We start from the raw sequence: 18,228 nt of genomic DNA, 5'->3' as shown, positions 1-18,228 counted from the left end.
TATAGTATAAATAAGAAAAGCATCAAACACAAAAAGCAGCTATAAATTAAAAGAGGAGGAAATGAACAATGAAAAACAGGAATGTATTACTAATTTTGCTTCTTGTTGCGGGTTTGGTTATTTTTGGATCAACGGGGTATGCATCAGGATTTTACGGTGGATTTGGAAATATGATGGGTGGATTTTTTGGTAACATGATGAATGGATGGAATGGTTGGAATGACTGGAACGATGAAAACTGGAATGGCTATGGTGGTATGGGCGGAATGATGGGCGGTTCCGGTGGGTACGGAATGATGGGAGGATATGGTGGCTATGGCATGATGGGTGGGTACGGCTCATATGAAGATTATACCGGAGAACCCTTAAGTGATGATGAGCTGATTAATAAGGTAGAGAAATATATTGAGTATTTCAATAGTGATTTGGTCATTGGGGATCTTTTCAAGTTTTCCAATAGCGACTACTATGTTTCAGTGATGGAACAGGATACCGGCAGGGGTGCATTTGAACTGTTGGTAAACCCATACACTGGAGCGATATATCCTGAACAAGGACCCAACATGATGTGGAATCAAAAATACGGCATGATGGGTCGTGGAGGAATGGGCGGTATGATGGGTTCAGGCTACTGGTACGGACAAAATGGCGGCGACACGAACGCTGAAGAAAACGTAAGGATTTCCATGGATAAAGCGGTTCAACTGGCTAATGATTACCTTTCAAGGGTAGATGAAGATTTAATTGCGACTGATGATGGCCATCAGTTTTATGGATATTATACTCTTCATGTTGAGAAGGATGGAAAGACCGTTGGAATGTTAAGTGTAAGCAGTTATACAGGTTCCGTTTGGTACCATAACTGGCATGGTGATGTATCTGAAGTGATTGAGGGAATGGAATGAAAAAATAGAGTAAAAAAAGTTCAATAACTAATCCTCAAAATTGGTTAAAAGCGGCTGCCAAAAAAGCGGCCGTTTGTCTTTTCGCTATTGCAAAAACCTGATAAACTAAGTACGTTATGATACCAATGTTTGAGGTGATATAAAATGAGCTGGGTTAATATTGTGCTTCCCATCGTAACAGGAGTTGTTGGTATTGCCATCGGTTTTTTTGGAGGAGTCCAATACTTAAAAAAACAGATGACCAATATGTCATTTGATGATCATCAATTGCGCGAAATGGCGAAAAAAATGGGATATAATTTAAATCAAAAGCAGCTGAAACAAATAAAGTCTATGCAGAATAAAATGAAAAAGTAAAAAAGTTTGACAAGAAACATTTAACATTGTTATTATGTTTTTGAATAATTTTATATTTTAACAATCAACATAAGCGCCATACAGTTTTTTAGTAATCAGAATGGAGCTGCGACAGGAGGTGGTAGTGCCGCCTCTTCAATTCGTGGCTTTTTTTTATGGGACCTGTCATTTTTACACTATGGCGCTGTTTATCTCAGGCAAAAAAGGAGGAGATGAACACCAAAAATTCATACTATTTACAATATTTAAAAGGGGGATTATTATGAAAAAGAAACTTATCTATTATTTTCTAATCGTGATGAGCTTGATGCTGATATTAACCGGTTGCGGAAAGGGAGCAAATGAAACCAGTGCACCTTCAGATAACAATGGAAATAAGAAGGTAGAGAATAATGTCCAGGCTCCTGTTCAAATGTCAAAGGAGCAAGTCATTACTGTTAATGCGTTATCCGAGCCCCCCAGTCTGGACCCTGCGTTAATTGACAATCAAATTGCCGGAGATATTGCAAACCAGTTATTTGAAGGATTGGTTCGCTTTGATAAAGACGGCAACATTGTGCCAGGGGTTGCTAAGGAATGGAAAATTTCCGATGACGGAACCACTTATACTTTCTACTTAAATCAAGATGCAAAATGGTCCAATGGCGATCCGGTGACAGCTGAAGATTTCATTTATTCCTGGGAAAGGGTTTTAAGACCTGAAACGGCTGCCCCATTGGGGAGCAATCTTTTCTTTATTAAAAATGGAGTCGCTTACAATGAAGGAACACTCACAGATCCTTCCCAATTAGGGCTAAGGGCAATTGATGAATATACGCTAGAAGTTACTTTAGAACGGCCCACTTCATTTTTCCTGGGATTAACCGCTTTCTTTACATTGCTTCCAATTAACAAGGATGTTGCCGAGTCAAATCCAAATTGGGCGGCAGAAGCCAGCACCTTTGTTTCAAACGGACCCTTCAAGATGGAAAGCTGGAAGCACGATCAAGAGATCGTGATGATTCCAAATGAAAATTATTGGGCCAAAGACGTAGTAAAATTAGAAAAATTAAGATGGATTATGGTAAATGATCAAAATACCGAATATCAACTGTTCCAATCTGGGCAATTAGATGTGTCGGATAACCCGCCAACCAATATTCGGAGCAAACTGGTTGCAGAAGGAAAAGCAGGGTCCATACCTCTGCCCAGAGTGGTATACCTACGCTTTAACCACGAAGATGATGTATTTGATAATCCAAAGATAAGATCAGCCCTTAGTTTAGCAATCAATCGACAGTTAATTGTTGACAAAGTGACCCAGGGAGGAGAAATTCCTGCCCTTGCCTTTATTCCTTATGGGTTAAGCAGTGGGGCCGGAGAATTCAGGAAACTGGCCGGAGATGCCCTTTATAAAGATAATGATGTGGAAACCGCTAAAGCTTTATTGGCTGAAGGACTTAAGGAAAAAGGGATTTCCAGCTTGCCAAAGGTGTCACTGCTCTTCTACACAAATGATACTTACAATAAGTTAAGTCAGGCTTTGCAAGAAATGTGGAAAAAGAATCTTGGGATCGAAGTTGAATTAAAAACAATGGAGCGCAAGGTATTTGTCCAAACCGTTAAAGGTGGAGATTATCAGTTAGCGATTTATAGTACTGGTGCCGACTATGATGATGCCCATAACTTGATGGGACAATTTACAACCGGTGATGTTTATAACTACAGCAGGGTATCTATTCCGGAATATGATCGGTTGGTTAAAGCCGCAGAAGTGGAATTGGATCTTAACAAAAGAGCTCAACTAATGGTAGATGCCGAGAAAGTTCTGATTGATGAAATGGCCTTAGCCCCATTGTACTTCGGTACCAAAGTGTATTTGCAGCAAGAAAATGTAAAGAACATCTATCGTTATCCCATACAGGCCATTGATTTTCGTGAAGCTTATGTAGAGTAAAAGATTGAAAACAACTCCGTGGGAGAGGGATGTGACATCACATTCCTCTCTATTTTCCTCTTGATCTTGTACTTGCTCCGTTATGTTTTAGGCCTGTTATTTTAGGAAGAGGAGGGAGTTTATGCAACAATTTTTGATCCAACGTTTTATAGGAATCATTGTAACTTTATTTGTAATTGTTACCATTACTTTTCTGCTGATGAATGCGATACCTGGAGATCCCTTTACCAGCGAAAATCGCATTCCCGAGCAGGTCTTAAAAAATCTCCGTGCCTATTACGGACTGGATGATCCTCTGATCGTTCAATATGTGAAGTATTTAAAGGGGATCGTCACTTTTGACCTGGGGCCGTCAATCAAATCGGAAACCCGGGGAGTCAACCAATTAATTGCCGATGGATTTCCCGTATCTGCCCAACTGGGAATCCAGGCAGTTCTCACTGCTGTCGTGTTTGGCATATTTTTTGGAATCATCGCTGCTATGCGGCATAACGGATGGTTAGATTATCTGTCCATGATATTTGCTATCATTGGAATTTCTGTACCCAGCTTTATTATGGCAACAATTCTTATTAATTATTTTGCGGTGAAACTGGATTGGTTTCCAGTGGCAACTTGGGGGACATGGAAACATACGGTGCTCCCGTCCGTTGCTTTGGCATTGGCACCTATGGCATATATTGCACGATTAACCCGATCCAGTATTTTAGAGGTTCTTTCCATGGACTATGTGCAAACAGCCATCGCCAAAGGAGTGATAGGATTTCGCCTGGTTTTCCGCCATGTTCTCAGAAATGCCTTAATTCCGGTGGTAACCGTTTTGGGGCCGATTTCCGCTGGAATTTTGACGGGAAGTTTCGTGATTGAACAAATATTTGGTATACCTGGAATGGGAAGGTACTTCGTCATGGGGATTACAGACAGGGATTATCCGGTTATTCTGGGAACAGCCGTTTTTTACAGTACCATCCTGGTTTTGTTTATATTCGTAGTGGATATTGCTTATACCTTAATAGACCCACGCATCAAGCTGACAAGGAGGGATTAACATGCAAACGATCCCAGATCACTTATTTCGCTTTAAAGAAAGAGGGTCTGAAAAACCAAAAGCAGCCGTTGCACCCAGTCTGTCTTACTGGAAAGATGCTTTTTTTCGACTAAAGAGAAATAAGTTAGCAATGTTAGGTTTTTTTATCATTATAGGATTAATTCTGCTGTCAGTAATTGGTCCCTACCTTGTCCCTTATTCCTACTCTGATCAAAGTTTGCTGGAGGCAGATGAAGCCCCGTCTTCAACCCATTGGTTTGGGACCGATGATTTGGGGCGTGATATGTTTGCCAGAACATGGGTGGGAGCAAGAATATCACTTTTCATTGGAATTGCCGCAGCCCTTATAGACTTGCTGATTGGAGTGATTTGGGGAGGGATAGCCGGATACAAGGGCGGTAAAACTGACGAAGTGATGATGAGAATTGTAGATGTTTTATATGGGCTCCCACACTTGCTTGTAACGATTTTATTAATGGTTGTTTTGAAACCGGGATTATTTACCATTATTATTGCGATGACTGCTACAGGGTGGATCGGAATGGCCCGATTGGTCCGTGGACAAATTCTTCAATTAAAGGAATATGAATTTGTACTGGCAGCCAAAACTCTCGGTGCTGGATCCCGGCGCATTTTATTTAAACACTTGATCCCTAACTGTATGGGCCCTATTATTGTAAATATGACTTTAACCGTTCCAAATGCCATTTTTGCAGAAGCAACATTAAGTTTTTTGGGTTTGGGGGTTCCTGTTCCATTGGCCAGTTGGGGAACGATGACATCCGAAGGGTTGGTTACCCTTTTAACCGGTCAAATATGGCGATTATTTTTCCCGGCTTTTTTTATCTCATTAACGATGTTCGCATTTAATGTACTTGGAGACGGTTTAAGGGATGCTTTAGACCCCCGATTAAGAAGATAAGGAGGGGAAAACATGGCTCCGTTATTAGAAGTTAGTGATCTGAATGTTAAATTTCAGTCCCATTCCCGAAAAGTCCATGCACTGAGAGGGGTATCCTTTCACTTGGAGCGACAGGAGGTTTTGGCCATTGTAGGGGAATCAGGATGTGGGAAGTCTGTGACGGCAAAAAGTATTATGCAGCTTCTGCCGAAGGGCATTGCCAGTATTACTAAAGGTTCTATCCTTTTTGATGGAAAAGATATAACCAGGCTAAACCGAAATGAAATGGCCAAGCTAAGGGGCTCTAAAATGGGGATGATTTTTCAGGATCCAATGACCTCTCTCAATCCTACCATGAAAGTAGGAGAACAAATTGCCGAGGGACTAATCATTCACAGGGGAATGTCAAGGCACCAAGCGATGGCGAAAGCAGTAGAATTGGTGGAGATGGTTGGAATTCCAAATCCAAAAATAAGATGCAAACAATATCCTCATCAATTAAGTGGAGGGATGAGACAACGGATTGTGATCGCCATGGCTTTAGTATGTCAACCGGAATTATTGATTGCAGATGAGCCAACAACAGCGCTGGATGTGACCATCCAGGCTCAAATCATAGATCTGCTAAGGGATTTGCAAAAAAAATTGGGGATGTCCATTATATTGATTACCCATGATCTTGGAGTGGTGGCCAATTTCGCTCATCGGGTTATGGTGATGTATGCGGGGAAGGTGGTGGAAAGCGGAACGGTAGAAGATATTTTTTATCGGGCTAAACATCCTTATACTTGGGGGCTACTTCAATCCGTACCTAGATTAGATAATGATGATGCTCAACCTTTGAGGGCCATTGAAGGGACCCCTCCGGATTTATCCCATCCACCATCTGGATGTGCCTTTTCTGATAGATGTCCATATGTCATGGATGTGTGCGAGCAATACAATCCTGATCAGTGGGTTCTCTCCCAACATCACCGTGCAGCCTGTTGGCTTCTTGACCCAAGGGCACCAAAGGTAGAAATACCCATTCATTCTGAGAAGGTATCATAGGTACAAACTTGAACGCTTATAGATCAGAAATGTATTCAAACTGTATTAATGAATGGAGGTTTGATTTATGTCTATGAAAAAATTTGCTGTAACACCTGGTTTTGAAGTGGGAGGAAGTTTATTTAAGCCTGATCAATTAGCTTTATTAGGTTCAATTGTTGGAAAAAATGCTAAAATTGAACTGACTTCTTTTCAGCAATTGTATGTAGAAATGAACGAGGATCAAGTGGAAGAAGTAACAAAAAAGTTAAAAGAAGCGGGTCTACAAATTTACCCCGTTGGTCCTTACGTAAAAAGTTTAAAAACCTGCAGTTTTTGTCAAGGTGCTGAGGAAGAAGGACTTCATGTTGCCGCGGCGTTAAATAAAGCTATAGCTGGTATGGAAGCTCCCAGTGCTTTAAGGGTTGGATATACCGGTTGTACCAATGCCTGCGGTGAGCCGTTACTGCAGGATATTGGGGTTGTGAAAAATAAAGAAGTTTTTGATGTCTACGTAGGGGGAGAAGCTAAGACCTTAAACGCTCATACTGGCCAATTACTTGCAATCGGTGTGCCGGAAGAAAAGCTAATAGATGTTGTGAAAGAGCTAATCCTATATTTCCAGCAGCATGGGAAAAAGCGAGAAAAATTTTCACGTTTTGTTAATCGTGTGGGCATCGATCATCTTAAAAAGATCATTCACAGCGTATCGTAAATTACATTTCTTGCTTATTAAAATCAAAGGACAAAAAAGCTTCGGTCAATTAGATCGAAGCTTTTTTTGTCCAAGATCACATCTCACAATTGCGGTTTTATTCTTAACGACACATACTAGAAGGTCATGTATAATATCATCAGAACGGAGAAATAAATCCGGGAAAGAACATATAATCATTGTGAGGTGAATGAAATGGAAGATCAATTAGTCCAAACAAAGGAAAAGTATGTTTCTTACTTAAAATCTCATTTCCAGTTATACTCACAATATTCCGATGAACAATTGGTGGAGTGGGCTAATAAAGCTGTCGAGAAAGCCATCGAAAGAGGAGTAAAATTTGGGGTTCTAGAGATGGAAGGATATTTGGAAAAAGCTTCGGAAATCTATTTTAAACATTTCATTGAGGGGGAACAAAAAGAAATTAGGATTCCAAGTAGGCTTGCTGAATATTTTTGGGTAATGGAGGAAGGGGAACATTTATTCAAATCGTGCTCCCATCTAGATATAGATCAAAAACTTCGAGTTTGGTCAGAAGTTTTAAACATGGATTCGTTTCAAAGCAGACTGGTGTATTTTAGCCATCTTAAATTTAAGAAGGGGGAGCTTCGACAAGTCGATATTGATCTGGCGACTATGCTGCTTCCCCCTTTTAAACGGGGAGAATATGAAATTTTCCAAGAGAAGTTGGACCGAAATCAGATCCTGGAAAAAATAAAAGATAAATTATGGAAAAACTGAATTTCCTATTGATGCGGAACTAAACATCCTTGACCCTACAAGTTAAATTTAAGGTGTTGGCTAAATGCCATTTTTTCTGTAAAATTGTTTTATTATTGGAGTTAAAATAAAAAGGAGTTGGAAGTTGTGTCACAAGAAAGTTATATTCAGCAATTGTTTGCAGAACGTATTGGTGGAAATCAATTTGGAAAAGATACCGTTCTTTATAAGTTTGAAAAAATAAAAAGAGCAAAAATGGCAGCCAAGAAGGCTCACCCTGATGTGGAATTGATTGATATGGGTGTCGGTGAACCGGATGAAATGGCTTTTCCTGGTGTTGTTGAGACATTGCAGACAGAGGCTGCGAAACCTGAAAACCGGTTTTACGCCGATAATGGCATCCCTGAATTTAAGGTGGCCGCAGCCAAATACATGGAAGAGATTTTTGGTGTAAAAGGGATTAACCCGGAAACGGAAGTGAACCATACCATTGGTTCAAAGCCTGGCCTGGCCATGATTCCTCAAATATTTATCAATCCAGGTGATATCACGATTATGACAGTACCCGGTTATCCTGTGATGGGCACCCATACCAAATGGTTGGGAGGGGAAGTGGTAAATCTCCCGCTATTAAAGGAAAATAACTTCCTGCCCGATTTGGATACCCTCACAGAAGATCAAAAGAGACGGGCAAAGCTATTATATTTAAACTATCCCAACAATCCTACCGGGGCGAGCGCTACGAGGGAATTTTTTGAAAAGGTAGTTCATTTTGCCAGAGAAAACCGTGTGATCGTGATTCATGATGCTGCCTATGCTGCGTTAACCTTTGATGGTGAAAAACCCTTAAGCTTTTTGTCCGTAGACGGAGCCAAGGAAGTGGGGGCAGAGATACAATCCCTTTCTAAAGCATACAACATGACTGGTTGGCGGATGGGATTTGTCGTAGGGAATGAATTAATTGTTAAGGGATTTGCAACGGTAAAGGATAATTATGATTCCGGTCAGTTTATGGCGATTCAAAAAGCGGCGGTTCACGCACTGGAACATCCTGAGATTACAGAAGAAATTTCCGCCAAATATTCGAGACGCCATGATATGTTGGTTGAGGCATTAAGGGAAGTCGGCTTTGATGTGGAAAAGCCAAAGGGTTCCTTTTATCTGTATGTTGAAATTCCGAAAGGAATTAAAGGAGGTCGCCGTTTTGAATCGGCAGAGGATTTCTCCCAATATTTGATTACAGAAAAGTTGATCTCTACTGTTCCTTGGGATGATGCCGGACATTTTGTTCGATTTTCCGTCACATTCCAGGCCAAGGGAATTGAAGAAGAAAAGCGGGTAATAGGTGAAATCAAAAAACGGTTAACTGAAACTGAATTTGAATTTTAATATCTGGAAAGGGTGGACAACCCTTTCTTTTATTTTTTAATTTTTTACTTTTTATCGTTGACCATTCGGCATTTATTCCTGTAAAATGAAATTGATAATTAGTATCAGTGGAGGGTTGGAAATGTTATATGACGTAAACGGTTTGCCTGACATTGACACAGTTCTTTCCAATGAAAGAAAGTTGGGTGGAGTAATAGAGGCTGAAAAAATTAAGCTGAGATCAGGGGAGGAATTTTCTAATCCTGTGATCATTAGCATTTCAGGAACTGGAACCATTCATTGTACATTGGGTTTCTACACAACAGAAGGAAAACGCTATATCGTAAACATTGATGACATCAGTATCATTGTCCAACCTACACACAAATATATAAAAGATATGAAAAATTCTTCCTATAAAAAGCAAAAAATTGAGGAGAAGTTAAAATACTTAAAACGATTATGTGAAGTGAACCAAGGATGTCATACCAAAACCTTTAAAGCGGAATTGGCAGCCATCGTCGAAGATATTGGGGAAGAAGCAGCAAATTCCTTGGAAATTTCCAAAGTTGAATGTTGTAACGGAAAGGTCATCAGAATTGCATAGTAATTAATGTAAAAGCCCTCGCTTCATGGCAAGGGCTTAAATGTTACGTAAATTGACTACCGCTTTATTAACGCAGATGATTAGCCTTCTAACGGTTCCAGAGTACAAATGGATGTGGGCCGTTTAATTCTGAGAACCAAGGCTTCATAAACACGGAATACATGATTCATATTTTCATGGTCAAGATAAGCGGTATCCATATCTTCTGCAATGGCCAGGTCCATATTATGTGATCCGGTAGACATGATCACACCAGTGCCAGCCTTCAATACAGGAGATTGGTAAACCCCTTCAGTAATCAACTCCCGAACGTGTTCAATCTCCAATACGTTGGTTCCTTTGTGTACCCGATGAAGAAGGGAGTATAACTCGGGTGATACCACCATGGCATAGGGCCCTGTGTGTCCATGCTGAAGCAGTTTATTTCTTGCATCTACCACATCTTGAAATGCATTTCCTGATTCCATCCAATCTCCACGGATATGAGTTAAACGGCCGTTTACATTCATCAGGCCGGGAAGGCCAAAATCGTCGGAGCCATGAAAAATTAAGGAGTCTTCCAAAAGGGAACACTGGGCAGCAGCATTGGCAGCAGCACTTAAATCAATAGGGAGATGTAGGGTTTTTGCCTGTTCAAGATCTCTCCAATATAAGATAAAGTCCTTATAAATTAATGGAATGGTCAAATGAATCCGTCTGGTTGGGTTGGTAATTTTAGAACTTTCCCCCCGTAAATCAAGGGAACCTCCGGTTTGCTCATCATAAATATCCACAGCGACACTTTGGATTCCTTGTCCAAGTGGGCCGTATATGGGAATAAAACGGCGTCCAACTAGTTGTTTCTTCGCCATATCAACAACGGTTTCATCCAATCGGTGCCAATCCTTCTCTGAGAGAGGAGAATCTCCATAAATATGTGTTTTACTCACGTCACATTCCTCCTTTTATTTTCCAATCAAACTTCCAATCGTTAATCCTTTTCGATACCCCGTTTGTTCTGTTGCAGGTGCCAACCGTTCTTCCTTTTCGTGAATTTTTTCCTCTGCCGATTGGGTCGTAAAAGGGATATCATCACTTAAATGATCTAAAACAGCTTTAACAAATTGATAGTCATCGTGGGTAATATCTCTTAATTTCTTCAAAAATTGCTGACGAGATTCGTCGGTAAAATGAAATAAAGCTAAATCAAGGTGTTCCAAAAAGTTATGAAGTCCAAATTTCTCCAGATTAATATCTTGAAGGAGACGGACATAATCCCGCGGTTCATGATGTCCATTCACGTAGTCTCTAAGCTTGGGTAAAAGTTCATTTAACCGGTCAAACCGGTGTTCTTCCTCTTCAAGGATGTGATGAAAATATAAGCGTTCATGTTCATCCTCTGCCTGGTCAATGACGGGGTGAAGCATATCCATAAATTGAACAACATGATCCTTGGTCCGAGTAAAGATATCAGATAGTGCTTGAAAGTCTCCCATGGTAAGCCCCCTTCCAAAATTTACTTGTCCACTTTTATTATACGTTTGTAATTATTACTATTCAAGGTTTGTTTTTCTTTTTATGTTCACCAGGTTATAGAAGAATATGTATTTTTCAACCACTATTCCATATCATGATTTGGAATTTATTGATAAAATAATTGATAGGGCTGTCAAAGAGATACAATGATATATTTAAAAAATGTAAAGGAGTTGAAGGAATGCTAAACGAATTAAATCCAACATGGAAATTGGAAAACATTTTCCCCGGTGGAAGTGAATCGGAAAAATTAGAGGGATTTTTAGAACAACTTGAAGAAGATCTTTTGTTGTTTCAACAGAAAATATCAGGAGAAAAAGTACCTCAAAATATGGAGGAAGCTCAGGAATGGAGCAATAACTTAGATCGTATACAAGATCTGGAGAAGCGGATCAGAGAAGCTTCAGCCTTTGTTTCCTGTTTAACTGCACAAAATGTAAAAGATCAAAAGGCAAAACTTTTATTGGGTAGGCTCATGCAGATCTCATCATCTTTTGCATCTCTTGTAACTAGTTTAGATCATCAAATTTTATCCATTCCCCAGGATGTATGGGAAGAGTTATTGGAGCAAAATGATATAAAACCTATATCTTTTCCGTTGGAAGAAAGACGAACCCTTGCTAAAGAAAAACTGCCCCATGAACAGGAAAAATTGGTTAATGATTTAGCTGTAGACGGTTATCATGCATGGGAAGAATTATATAATACCGTTGTCGGTAGAATAAGTATTCCATTTGAACAAGACGGCAAGAAGGTAGACTTATCTGTTGGTCAAGCTCAAAATAAAATGTCTGACGGAGATCGTGACGTTAGGAAAGAGATCTTTAAAAAATGGGAAGAAGCATGGGGGAAGGATGCGGAACTATGTGCCCATGCTTTGAACCACTTGGCTGGATTTCGAATCAATCTATATAAAAACCGCAAATGGGATTCGATACTAAAAGAACCATTGGATTATAATCGGATGACCGAACAAACCTTAAATACCATGTGGAAAACAATCGATCAAAACAAGGATATTTTTGTATCCTATCTTCAAAGAAAAGCAAAATTGCTTGGGCTTAATCATTGTAGTTGGTATGATCTGGATGCTCCATTAAGCAGAAAATCCCCCAAAATCAGCTACGATAAGGCGGCCCAACTGATTGTAGATCAATTTCATCGTTTTAGTCCAAAAATGGCGGAATTTGCCAAGACAGCCTTCCAAGAGCGTTGGATTGAAGCGGAGGACCGTCCAGGAAAACGCCCAGGAGGGTTTTGTACTAGTTTTCCTTTGACAAAAGAATCGCGAATTTTTATGACTTACGGTGGCACGGCATCAGGAGTATCCACGTTAGCCCATGAATTGGGGCATGCCTACCATCAACATGTGATGAATGACCTTCCCCAAATGATTCAGAACTATGCCATGAATGTGGCTGAAACAGCGTCCACCTTCGCAGAAATGATTGTGGCTGATGCGAGTGTGAAACATGCAAAAACTACTGAAGAAAAAATAAATTTACTGGAGGATAAAATACAAAACAGCATTGCTTTTTTAATGAATATACATGCTCGGTTTATCTTTGAATTAAGTTTCTATGAAGAAAGGAAGAAGGGACTTGTCAGTGTGGAACGATTGAACGAGCTCATGGAAGAAGCTCAGAAAAAAGCATACAGGGATTCTTTAGAAACCTATCACCCCTATTTTTGGGCATCTAAACTTCACTTCTATATTACCGAAGTTCCTTTCTATAATTTTCCCTACACTTTTGGGTACTTGTTTAGTGCTGGTATATATGCCAGAGCATTGCAGGAGGGATCGGCATTTGAAGAGAAATATGTTTCTCTCTTAAGAGATACCGGACGGATGAAGGTGGAAGACCTCGCAGCCCGCCATCTCGGTGTAGATTTAACAAAGCCAGATTTCTGGCAGAGTGCCATTGACATAGTGGCATCTGATGTGAGGGAGTTTTTGCGTTTGACAGAATAAAGATCATTCATGGTAAAAACTGGCGAATGTAGGGTTTGATGCTATCAATGGGAATAGCAAAACCAATACTCTGTGAGGGTCTGATGATGGCGACATTGATACCGATCACTTCACCTAAGATATTGATTAACGGTCCACCGCTGTTTCCTGGGTTAATCGCCGCATCCGTTTGGATTATATCGGTATACATTCTTTTGCCGATTTTCAATGGTCGGTTCTTTGCACTAATGACACCGGTGGTCACTGTATTATCCAATCCCAGCGGAGATCCGACAGCGATAACCCATTCACCAACCTGGGATAAACTTGACTCACCCAATGAGATGGGTTGAAGGGATGTTTTTGTTGGAATTTTCACCATAGCCAAATCCAGATTTTTATTGACGTAAACTAGTTTCCCTTTCAGGATGCTTTTATTTGCAAGCTTTACAAGAATTTCTTCCCCTTTTTCAACGACATGGTAACACGTTAATATATATCCTGCGGGATGGATGATAAATCCAGTCCCAAAGCTTTTGGATGGAGCATTTTTTAGTTCTAAACCTGGAAAGAGAAGTTCTAATAAGCGATCATCAAAAGAAGATAAGCCCGCCAATTCCTCGGTTTCTATCGAAACAATACTATGTTTTACTTCTTTTATAATAGGTACAAAGTAATTGGCTGGATGAAGGGAAGCCATGGAGAAACTTTGATAAGTTTTTTTCCGTTTCAATAGATTCACTCCCTTAGCTTGTGGTTTCACCTGATATCTTATGTGAAAGGCTAATGTCTCGCTATTTGGCATTTGCCCATCTTTAGCAGCATAGTGGCTATTGTGCATAAATCCCAAAAAAAAGGAAGAGGGACTTAGGTCCCCCTTCCTTCTAATGAGACATTAGTCAGAAGCACCAACGATCACTAATAGGATAAACAGCACGAGGATTAAACCAAACTCATCTAATCCATTAAAAATTCCTCCGCTCATTTTTTTCCTCCTTTGTGCAGTTTGTGATTGGTAAGCCTAAAGTGCTCACAGTATATCATATGGCATTTTGTTATGTAGGAAACGGCACTTGCCTATTTCTTACAATAATGGGCGCTGTGTTCTATTTTTCTGAAAAATGGGCATATTGAAAGATAAAAGGAGGGAATGATGTGGAGCAAATCATGATAGGAACCGTTTTTCAACCGATTAACTGGAAGGCTGCATATGACATGGATTTTTCTTTGGATTGTCTTTACTGCGGCCATCCGACACTCAGCGGATATCATGTGGAAGATGAAAGAGGAAAATCAAAAAAAGTTGTAGTTTGCGGTGAATGCTTCAAAGTGAATGGAAATTATTCATAGGGAAAGGTATACTTAATGGTGGAAATACACGGTTCATCATTCAGGAGGTTGCAGCCATGTGGTTAAGGTGGATTCCATCAGTGATTTGGATGTCTGTCATCTATTATCTTTCCTCTAGGACAGGCGGGGAACTACAAAGTATGTTCCCCTTTTTTACGCAATTTGATTGGGGGCATCTCATTGCCTATTTCATACTAGGGCTTCTTTTTTACTATGCCCTATGGCCGAAAAGGGAGAAAAAATGGGTTCCATTCGTGGTTGTATTTCTCTCCTTTTTATATGGGATCACCGATGAGTGGCATCAATCTTTTGTTCCCTCCCGCAGTCCCGATCTCTTCGATTTAATGAATGATACCATTGGCGCCGCGTTAGCTGTTATAACGGTTCGCTTTTGGAAAAGAAAAATATGAAGGACGTATCATAGGGCTGAGGAGGTGTTTTCATTGACTCATGATTCATCTTATCCAGAAGGATATATAAAGTTTTTTGAACACTATCATATAGGAGAATACTGGGAAGCCCACGAAGTGTTGGAAGAAGTGTGGCAGAAAGAAAGGGAAAACGATTTTTATCATGGTTTAATTCAAATTGCGGCTATCATGCATCAGTTAAACAGAGGGAAGATTGCTGGCGCCCGGAAGTTGGCTGTATCGGCTCAACAATATCTGCACTCCTTTCTCCCGGAATATATGGGAGTTAATGTTCAGGATGTGATGAGTTGGTTGCAAGATTTGCTTCAGAAATTGCCAAACGATGTGATTCGAATTTTTGACAAAAATTTGAACTTTTTCGAAATACCCGTGTGTCCCCTTCCCCGAATTATAGACAGATAAATAAATATATGTTTTAATTAATAATAAATATCAGATAGGGGAAGGTAAAAGAAAGGGTGGTTTTATGAGTTCAGATCAAATCATTGCATTAGGTGGTCTAATCGGATCCTTTGCTGTGCCACTGATACTTTTAGCATGGATGTTTATTGGTGTGAACCGTGCAAAGAAAAGAATAAATCAATAAGTTAACCCACATTAGCTCGATGGCAAATCGCTACGAATAAGGCCAATTGAACTAATGAATTTACACGTCAGCGAGTCGGGTTCTGTGAGAAGTAATCAAAGTCCTCTTCGGGAGCAAAGAACGGAGCCTCCAAAGCATTTGGGTATTTCGATGTTAGTAAATTTATTAGTTCCAACCAGCCAAACGAGAAAAGTGGTGCTAAGCCCCAGCCTGCCGCATATTTGTAGCAGGCTGTCTTCATTCCCACCGAAGCTCCAACACATCCCCTGTTTTTATCTCCGTATCAAATCTTGCTGGCTGCTGGTTGACCAATGTAATCATTTTTTTTCCTGAATGAATTTCAGGTGATTCAATTTCTACATAGCGAAATACATCACTGAAAATGGCGGGCTTTTGAACGGTTTCTATAACTATGTTGGCACCCTCTTCAATGGGGGTATCGATAGAAACGGCTTTACCATTCATTTTTATAAGGCAGTTGGAATTGTTAATGGATAAAGGCTCTCCGTTAAACGTGATGTGTATGACTCCAGTGTTCCATTCATCCTGTTTGAGAATATCTCCAATGAGGGGAACTTGTTGGTTTTTTTTCAAGTGAATGCGGTCCCCTTGACGGACTCTGACGGTTAGTGGAACTTCCTTGCCGTTTAACAAAACAAGAACCTTCTGGTGGTAGAGATTTATTGTTTTCCCATTTACCGTTACCATCCAGTTTTTCTTCATCATATCCGATGAGTATAATTGCAAGTGTTCCAATACGTCCAATAAGCGGTTTGGAAAGGTGATGGTGACTTCATCTCTGTCCTGCAAAGAATAGGAGAGTTCTTGTCTGCTTCCGTTTACCAAAAAGAGAGGCGGAACCGATACCGGCTTATCATCGAGAAAAACGTCTAAGGTGTCAATTTCAGTAATAAAATCTTTTAAGGTCGCAGAAGCATCTTTTCCATCTCGACCAGGTTCCACGGTCATTTGATCCCCGTTTTGAACGGTCTCATCCAAAGAAGCAGCCACTCCGTTTTTCTCGATAACCGGCGGTGTTCCGTGTTCACCTGGGATAATTCGAATTTTTCCATTTACGGTTATACTCAAAGCCATCCCCGGTTTTCCATGGAGCTTTCTCATATCTAATCCGGAATAAAGCAGAGCTTCACCAACGGTAATCGGCCTTAAATCAAAGACACGGATTTGGGCCCCATTCACATGATAAGTCATATACTTGATCGGATGTTTTTCAGCGGCAACGGCGATTCCTATCGGTGTTATCGCTTCAGGTCCTTGCAGTTTGCGATGTTTGCCGATAATGGATTGGATGGCATCTGCTCCCCTAACCGCTACTCTGCTCTCCGGAAGACCTAAAATCTCGGCCATTTTTCCAGGCAAAAGAGGAGTTTGACTGCCTCCTCCCACCAACATGACCGCCTGGGGAGCCTTTCCATTTAACTCTATGATCTTTTGGCAGATTTGCTTGGCCAATGCAAGAACATCTTTTTCAATGGCAGAAAGCATCTCATCTTTTTTTAAATGATGTTCCATTCCAAGGATGTCAACAAACTTCAGAACATCCTTGGATTGTATTTGCCTTTTTAATTTCTCGGCAACGGGAAAGTCTAATAAATAAGCTTGACTGATAGACTCTGTAATTTCATCTCCGGCGACAGGAACCATTCCATAGGCGGTTATCGTTCCATCGGAAGTAATTGCGATATCGGAAGTTCCTGCCCCTATATCCACAAGGGCAATGTTCAGCTTTCTCATGGAAGGTGGAATCAGCACATTAATGGCAGCGATCGGTTCAAGGGTTAATGCCTTCATTTTTAAAGAAGCTCTTTCAAGAGCAGCTAACAGAGAATCTACAACCACCCTGGGCAAAAAAGTGGCAATGACCTCAATGCTGACTTCATTACCCCTTTGATCAATCAGATTTCCGATGATCTCGCCATCTAGCTTATAATTGACGACACTGTAACCCACACAATAGTATTGGGTCGACGGAAGAAGGTCTTCCTCTTTGGCCAATTGGGCTTGTGCCTGTTGGACTGCTGACAGTTCCAATGTAAGAACATCATCTTTGTTCATAATTGGATTTCCTTTAATATCTTTTGAAATGACAGACCGGGTCGTTTTTAATGAACGACCGGCAGCAGCTACTGCGACATCCGAAAGGGGTCCTAATTTTTTCTCCAGCTGATTCTTTACTTTTTGGATGACAGAAGCCACGGCAATGACATCATGAATTTGACCGTCCAACATGGATCTTTCGTTATGCTCTTCTATTTCACAGCCCAGCACCTTAAATTGTTGTGTCCCTTTTCGCTCCAGTACAAGGCCGACAACACTTCTAGTTCCTATATCAAGGGCGAATAAACGGTCCATTCCAGTTGACATGGGTCCATCTCCTTTATTTCACTTTCATAAGTTTACCCATTGAAAATAACTACGACTTATCTCTGGTTTCTTGATTTTATAAGTGAACTAAGATTCCTTCCATAAAATACGGGAAAAACCTTTATATAAATTCTATATTGTAAGGGAAAAATCCTCTAAAGATGATTCCGAGACTTCAGGATCAGGCAATGTTGTCCAAATCGCAATTTAAATGTGTCAAGCGTCAGTGAAAATGTCATATTAAAACGTCAGTGATTCTGTCACTTTTTTAGATGTTCTTCATCCCTTGAGGGATGCTAGCTTGTATCGCTCATTTCATCAAGGGTAAAGGCAAAGCCCTCGCTGTCGCTCGCCCTTGATTTCATTCACGATACAAGCTATTAGGGCCATTAAGGGATGAAGGATGACCTATCTGTTGTAACAG

19 protein-coding genes are annotated in these 18,228 nt (G+C 40.4%); 14 read left to right on the top strand and 5 right to left on the bottom strand.

Annotation, left to right across the window (positions count from 1 at the left end; genetic code table 11):
- Positions 1-68: 68 nt before the first annotated feature.
- The 10 genes from L1765_RS09170 (at position 69) to L1765_RS09125 (ending at position 9,586) form a co-directional block, all read left to right on the top strand.
- A complete protein-coding gene (locus tag L1765_RS09170) occupies positions 69-905 on the top strand; it encodes a hypothetical protein (RefSeq protein ID WP_236406499.1) in 837 nt (278 codons plus the stop codon).
- A gap of 144 nt (positions 906-1,049) precedes the next feature.
- Positions 1,050-1,262 (top strand): YneF family protein, encoded by a 213-nt coding sequence (locus tag L1765_RS09165; RefSeq protein WP_236406498.1) that lies wholly within the window; start codon positions 1,050-1,052, stop codon positions 1,260-1,262.
- A 262-nt stretch (positions 1,263-1,524) separates the two neighbouring features.
- Positions 1,525-3,198, top strand: a complete 1,674-nt coding sequence (locus tag L1765_RS09160; RefSeq protein ID WP_236406497.1) for a peptide ABC transporter substrate-binding protein — start codon at positions 1,525-1,527, stop codon at positions 3,196-3,198.
- A gap of 121 nt (positions 3,199-3,319) precedes the next feature.
- Entirely contained in the window at positions 3,320-4,246 is a 927-nt protein-coding gene (locus tag L1765_RS09155; RefSeq protein ID WP_236406496.1) for an ABC transporter permease, read from the top strand.
- 1 nt (position 4,247) lies between these two features.
- The gene (locus L1765_RS09150) at positions 4,248-5,168 is read left to right on the top strand and encodes an ABC transporter permease (RefSeq protein WP_236406495.1); all 921 of its coding nucleotides are present in this window, start codon (positions 4,248-4,250) and stop codon (positions 5,166-5,168) included.
- Between the two features lie 12 nt (positions 5,169-5,180).
- The gene (locus tag L1765_RS09145) at positions 5,181-6,197 is read left to right on the top strand and encodes an ABC transporter ATP-binding protein (RefSeq protein WP_236406494.1); all 1,017 of its coding nucleotides are present in this window, start codon (positions 5,181-5,183) and stop codon (positions 6,195-6,197) included.
- A gap of 67 nt (positions 6,198-6,264) precedes the next feature.
- The gene (locus tag L1765_RS09140) at positions 6,265-6,891 is read left to right on the top strand and encodes a nitrite/sulfite reductase domain-containing protein (protein WP_236406493.1); all 627 of its coding nucleotides are present in this window, start codon (positions 6,265-6,267) and stop codon (positions 6,889-6,891) included.
- 195 nt (positions 6,892-7,086) lie between these two features.
- The gene (locus L1765_RS09135; RefSeq protein WP_236406491.1) at positions 7,087-7,632 is read left to right on the top strand and encodes a CdiA family toxin C-terminal domain-containing protein; all 546 of its coding nucleotides are present in this window, start codon (positions 7,087-7,089) and stop codon (positions 7,630-7,632) included.
- A 126-nt stretch (positions 7,633-7,758) separates the two neighbouring features.
- Positions 7,759-9,000 (top strand): LL-diaminopimelate aminotransferase, encoded by a 1,242-nt coding sequence (locus L1765_RS09130; RefSeq protein WP_236406489.1) that lies wholly within the window; start codon positions 7,759-7,761, stop codon positions 8,998-9,000.
- A gap of 121 nt (positions 9,001-9,121) precedes the next feature.
- Positions 9,122-9,586 carry a hypothetical protein gene (locus tag L1765_RS09125; protein WP_236406488.1) on the top strand — a complete coding sequence of 155 codons (465 nt, stop codon included), beginning with the start codon at positions 9,122-9,124 and terminating at the stop codon, positions 9,584-9,586.
- An 80-nt stretch (positions 9,587-9,666) separates the two neighbouring features.
- Here the strand turns inward: L1765_RS09125 and L1765_RS09120 are convergent, their stop codons facing one another.
- Both L1765_RS09120 and L1765_RS09115 read right to left on the bottom strand, forming a co-directional pair.
- Entirely contained in the window at positions 9,667-10,515 is an 849-nt protein-coding gene (locus L1765_RS09120) for a family 1 encapsulin nanocompartment shell protein (RefSeq protein ID WP_236406486.1), read from the bottom strand.
- A 15-nt stretch (positions 10,516-10,530) separates the two neighbouring features.
- A complete protein-coding gene (locus L1765_RS09115; protein ID WP_236406485.1) occupies positions 10,531-11,061 on the bottom strand; it encodes an IMEF encapsulin system ferritin-like cargo protein in 531 nt (176 codons plus the stop codon).
- Between the two features lie 221 nt (positions 11,062-11,282).
- On the opposite strand from L1765_RS09115, the gene L1765_RS09110 reads away from it, so the two are divergent.
- Entirely contained in the window at positions 11,283-13,073 is a 1,791-nt protein-coding gene (locus L1765_RS09110; protein ID WP_236406484.1) for a M3 family oligoendopeptidase, read from the top strand.
- Positions 13,074-13,080: 7 nt separating this feature from the next.
- On the opposite strand, the gene L1765_RS09105 is transcribed toward L1765_RS09110, so the two are convergent.
- Positions 13,081-13,785 (bottom strand): S1C family serine protease, encoded by a 705-nt coding sequence (locus L1765_RS09105; RefSeq protein WP_236406483.1) that lies wholly within the window; start codon positions 13,783-13,785, stop codon positions 13,081-13,083.
- A 162-nt stretch (positions 13,786-13,947) separates the two neighbouring features.
- On the bottom strand, positions 13,948-14,037 hold the full coding sequence (locus tag L1765_RS09100; protein ID WP_236406482.1) for a YjcZ family sporulation protein: 90 nt from the start codon (positions 14,035-14,037) through the stop codon (positions 13,948-13,950).
- A 170-nt stretch (positions 14,038-14,207) separates the two neighbouring features.
- Between L1765_RS09100 and L1765_RS09095 the strand changes: the two genes are divergently transcribed.
- The 3 genes from L1765_RS09095 to L1765_RS09085 are packed head-to-tail and all read left to right on the top strand — an operon-like array spanning position 14,208 to position 15,235.
- Positions 14,208-14,402, top strand: coding sequence for a hypothetical protein (locus tag L1765_RS09095; RefSeq protein ID WP_236406481.1), 195 nt, complete (start codon positions 14,208-14,210; stop codon positions 14,400-14,402).
- 56 nt (positions 14,403-14,458) lie between these two features.
- Positions 14,459-14,812: a VanZ family protein gene (locus tag L1765_RS09090; protein ID WP_236406480.1), complete on the top strand. Its 354-nt coding sequence runs from the start codon at positions 14,459-14,461 to the stop codon at positions 14,810-14,812.
- A gap of 33 nt (positions 14,813-14,845) precedes the next feature.
- Positions 14,846-15,235: a DUF309 domain-containing protein gene (locus tag L1765_RS09085; protein ID WP_236406479.1), complete on the top strand. Its 390-nt coding sequence runs from the start codon at positions 14,846-14,848 to the stop codon at positions 15,233-15,235.
- 421 nt (positions 15,236-15,656) lie between these two features.
- On the opposite strand, the gene L1765_RS09080 is transcribed toward L1765_RS09085, so the two are convergent.
- Positions 15,657-17,804, bottom strand: coding sequence for a cell division protein FtsA (locus L1765_RS09080; protein ID WP_236406478.1), 2,148 nt, complete (start codon positions 17,802-17,804; stop codon positions 15,657-15,659).
- Positions 17,805-18,228: the final 424 nt, after the last annotated feature.

The sequence above is a fragment of the Microaerobacter geothermalis genome, from assembly GCF_021608135.1.
GTDB classification, from domain to species: Bacteria; Bacillota; Bacilli; order DSM-22679; family DSM-22679; genus Microaerobacter; species Microaerobacter geothermalis.
The sequence above is the reverse complement of the archived record's forward strand: the minus strand, read 5'-3'. Positions and strand labels throughout refer to the sequence as shown.

What these genes read in the sequence shown, in the direction of transcription:
- L1765_RS09170 (WP_236406499.1), top strand. Translation starts at nt 69, where the DNA reads ATGAAAAACAGGAATGTATTACTAATTTTGCTTCTTGTTGCGGGTTTG.
- L1765_RS09165 (WP_236406498.1), top strand. Translation starts at nt 1,050, where the DNA reads ATGAGCTGGGTTAATATTGTGCTTCCCATCGTAACAGGAGTTGTTGGT.
- L1765_RS09160 (WP_236406497.1), top strand. Translation starts at nt 1,525, where the DNA reads ATGAAAAAGAAACTTATCTATTATTTTCTAATCGTGATGAGCTTGATG.
- L1765_RS09155 (WP_236406496.1), top strand. Translation starts at nt 3,320, where the DNA reads ATGCAACAATTTTTGATCCAACGTTTTATAGGAATCATTGTAACTTTA.
- L1765_RS09150 (WP_236406495.1), top strand. Translation starts at nt 4,248, where the DNA reads ATGCAAACGATCCCAGATCACTTATTTCGCTTTAAAGAAAGAGGGTCT.
- L1765_RS09145 (WP_236406494.1), top strand. Translation starts at nt 5,181, where the DNA reads ATGGCTCCGTTATTAGAAGTTAGTGATCTGAATGTTAAATTTCAGTCC.
- L1765_RS09140 (WP_236406493.1), top strand. Translation starts at nt 6,265, where the DNA reads ATGTCTATGAAAAAATTTGCTGTAACACCTGGTTTTGAAGTGGGAGGA.
- L1765_RS09135 (WP_236406491.1), top strand. Translation starts at nt 7,087, where the DNA reads ATGGAAGATCAATTAGTCCAAACAAAGGAAAAGTATGTTTCTTACTTA.
- L1765_RS09125 (WP_236406488.1), top strand. Translation starts at nt 9,122, where the DNA reads ATGTTATATGACGTAAACGGTTTGCCTGACATTGACACAGTTCTTTCC.
- L1765_RS09115 (WP_236406485.1), bottom strand. Translation starts at nt 11,061, where the DNA reads ATGGGAGACTTTCAAGCACTATCTGATATCTTTACTCGGACCAAGGAT.
- L1765_RS09110 (WP_236406484.1), top strand. Translation starts at nt 11,283, where the DNA reads ATGCTAAACGAATTAAATCCAACATGGAAATTGGAAAACATTTTCCCC.
- L1765_RS09100 (WP_236406482.1), bottom strand. Translation starts at nt 14,037, where the DNA reads ATGAGCGGAGGAATTTTTAATGGATTAGATGAGTTTGGTTTAATCCTC.
- L1765_RS09090 (WP_236406480.1), top strand. Translation starts at nt 14,459, where the DNA reads ATGTGGTTAAGGTGGATTCCATCAGTGATTTGGATGTCTGTCATCTAT.
- L1765_RS09080 (WP_236406478.1), bottom strand. Translation starts at nt 17,804, where the DNA reads ATGTCAACTGGAATGGACCGTTTATTCGCCCTTGATATAGGAACTAGA.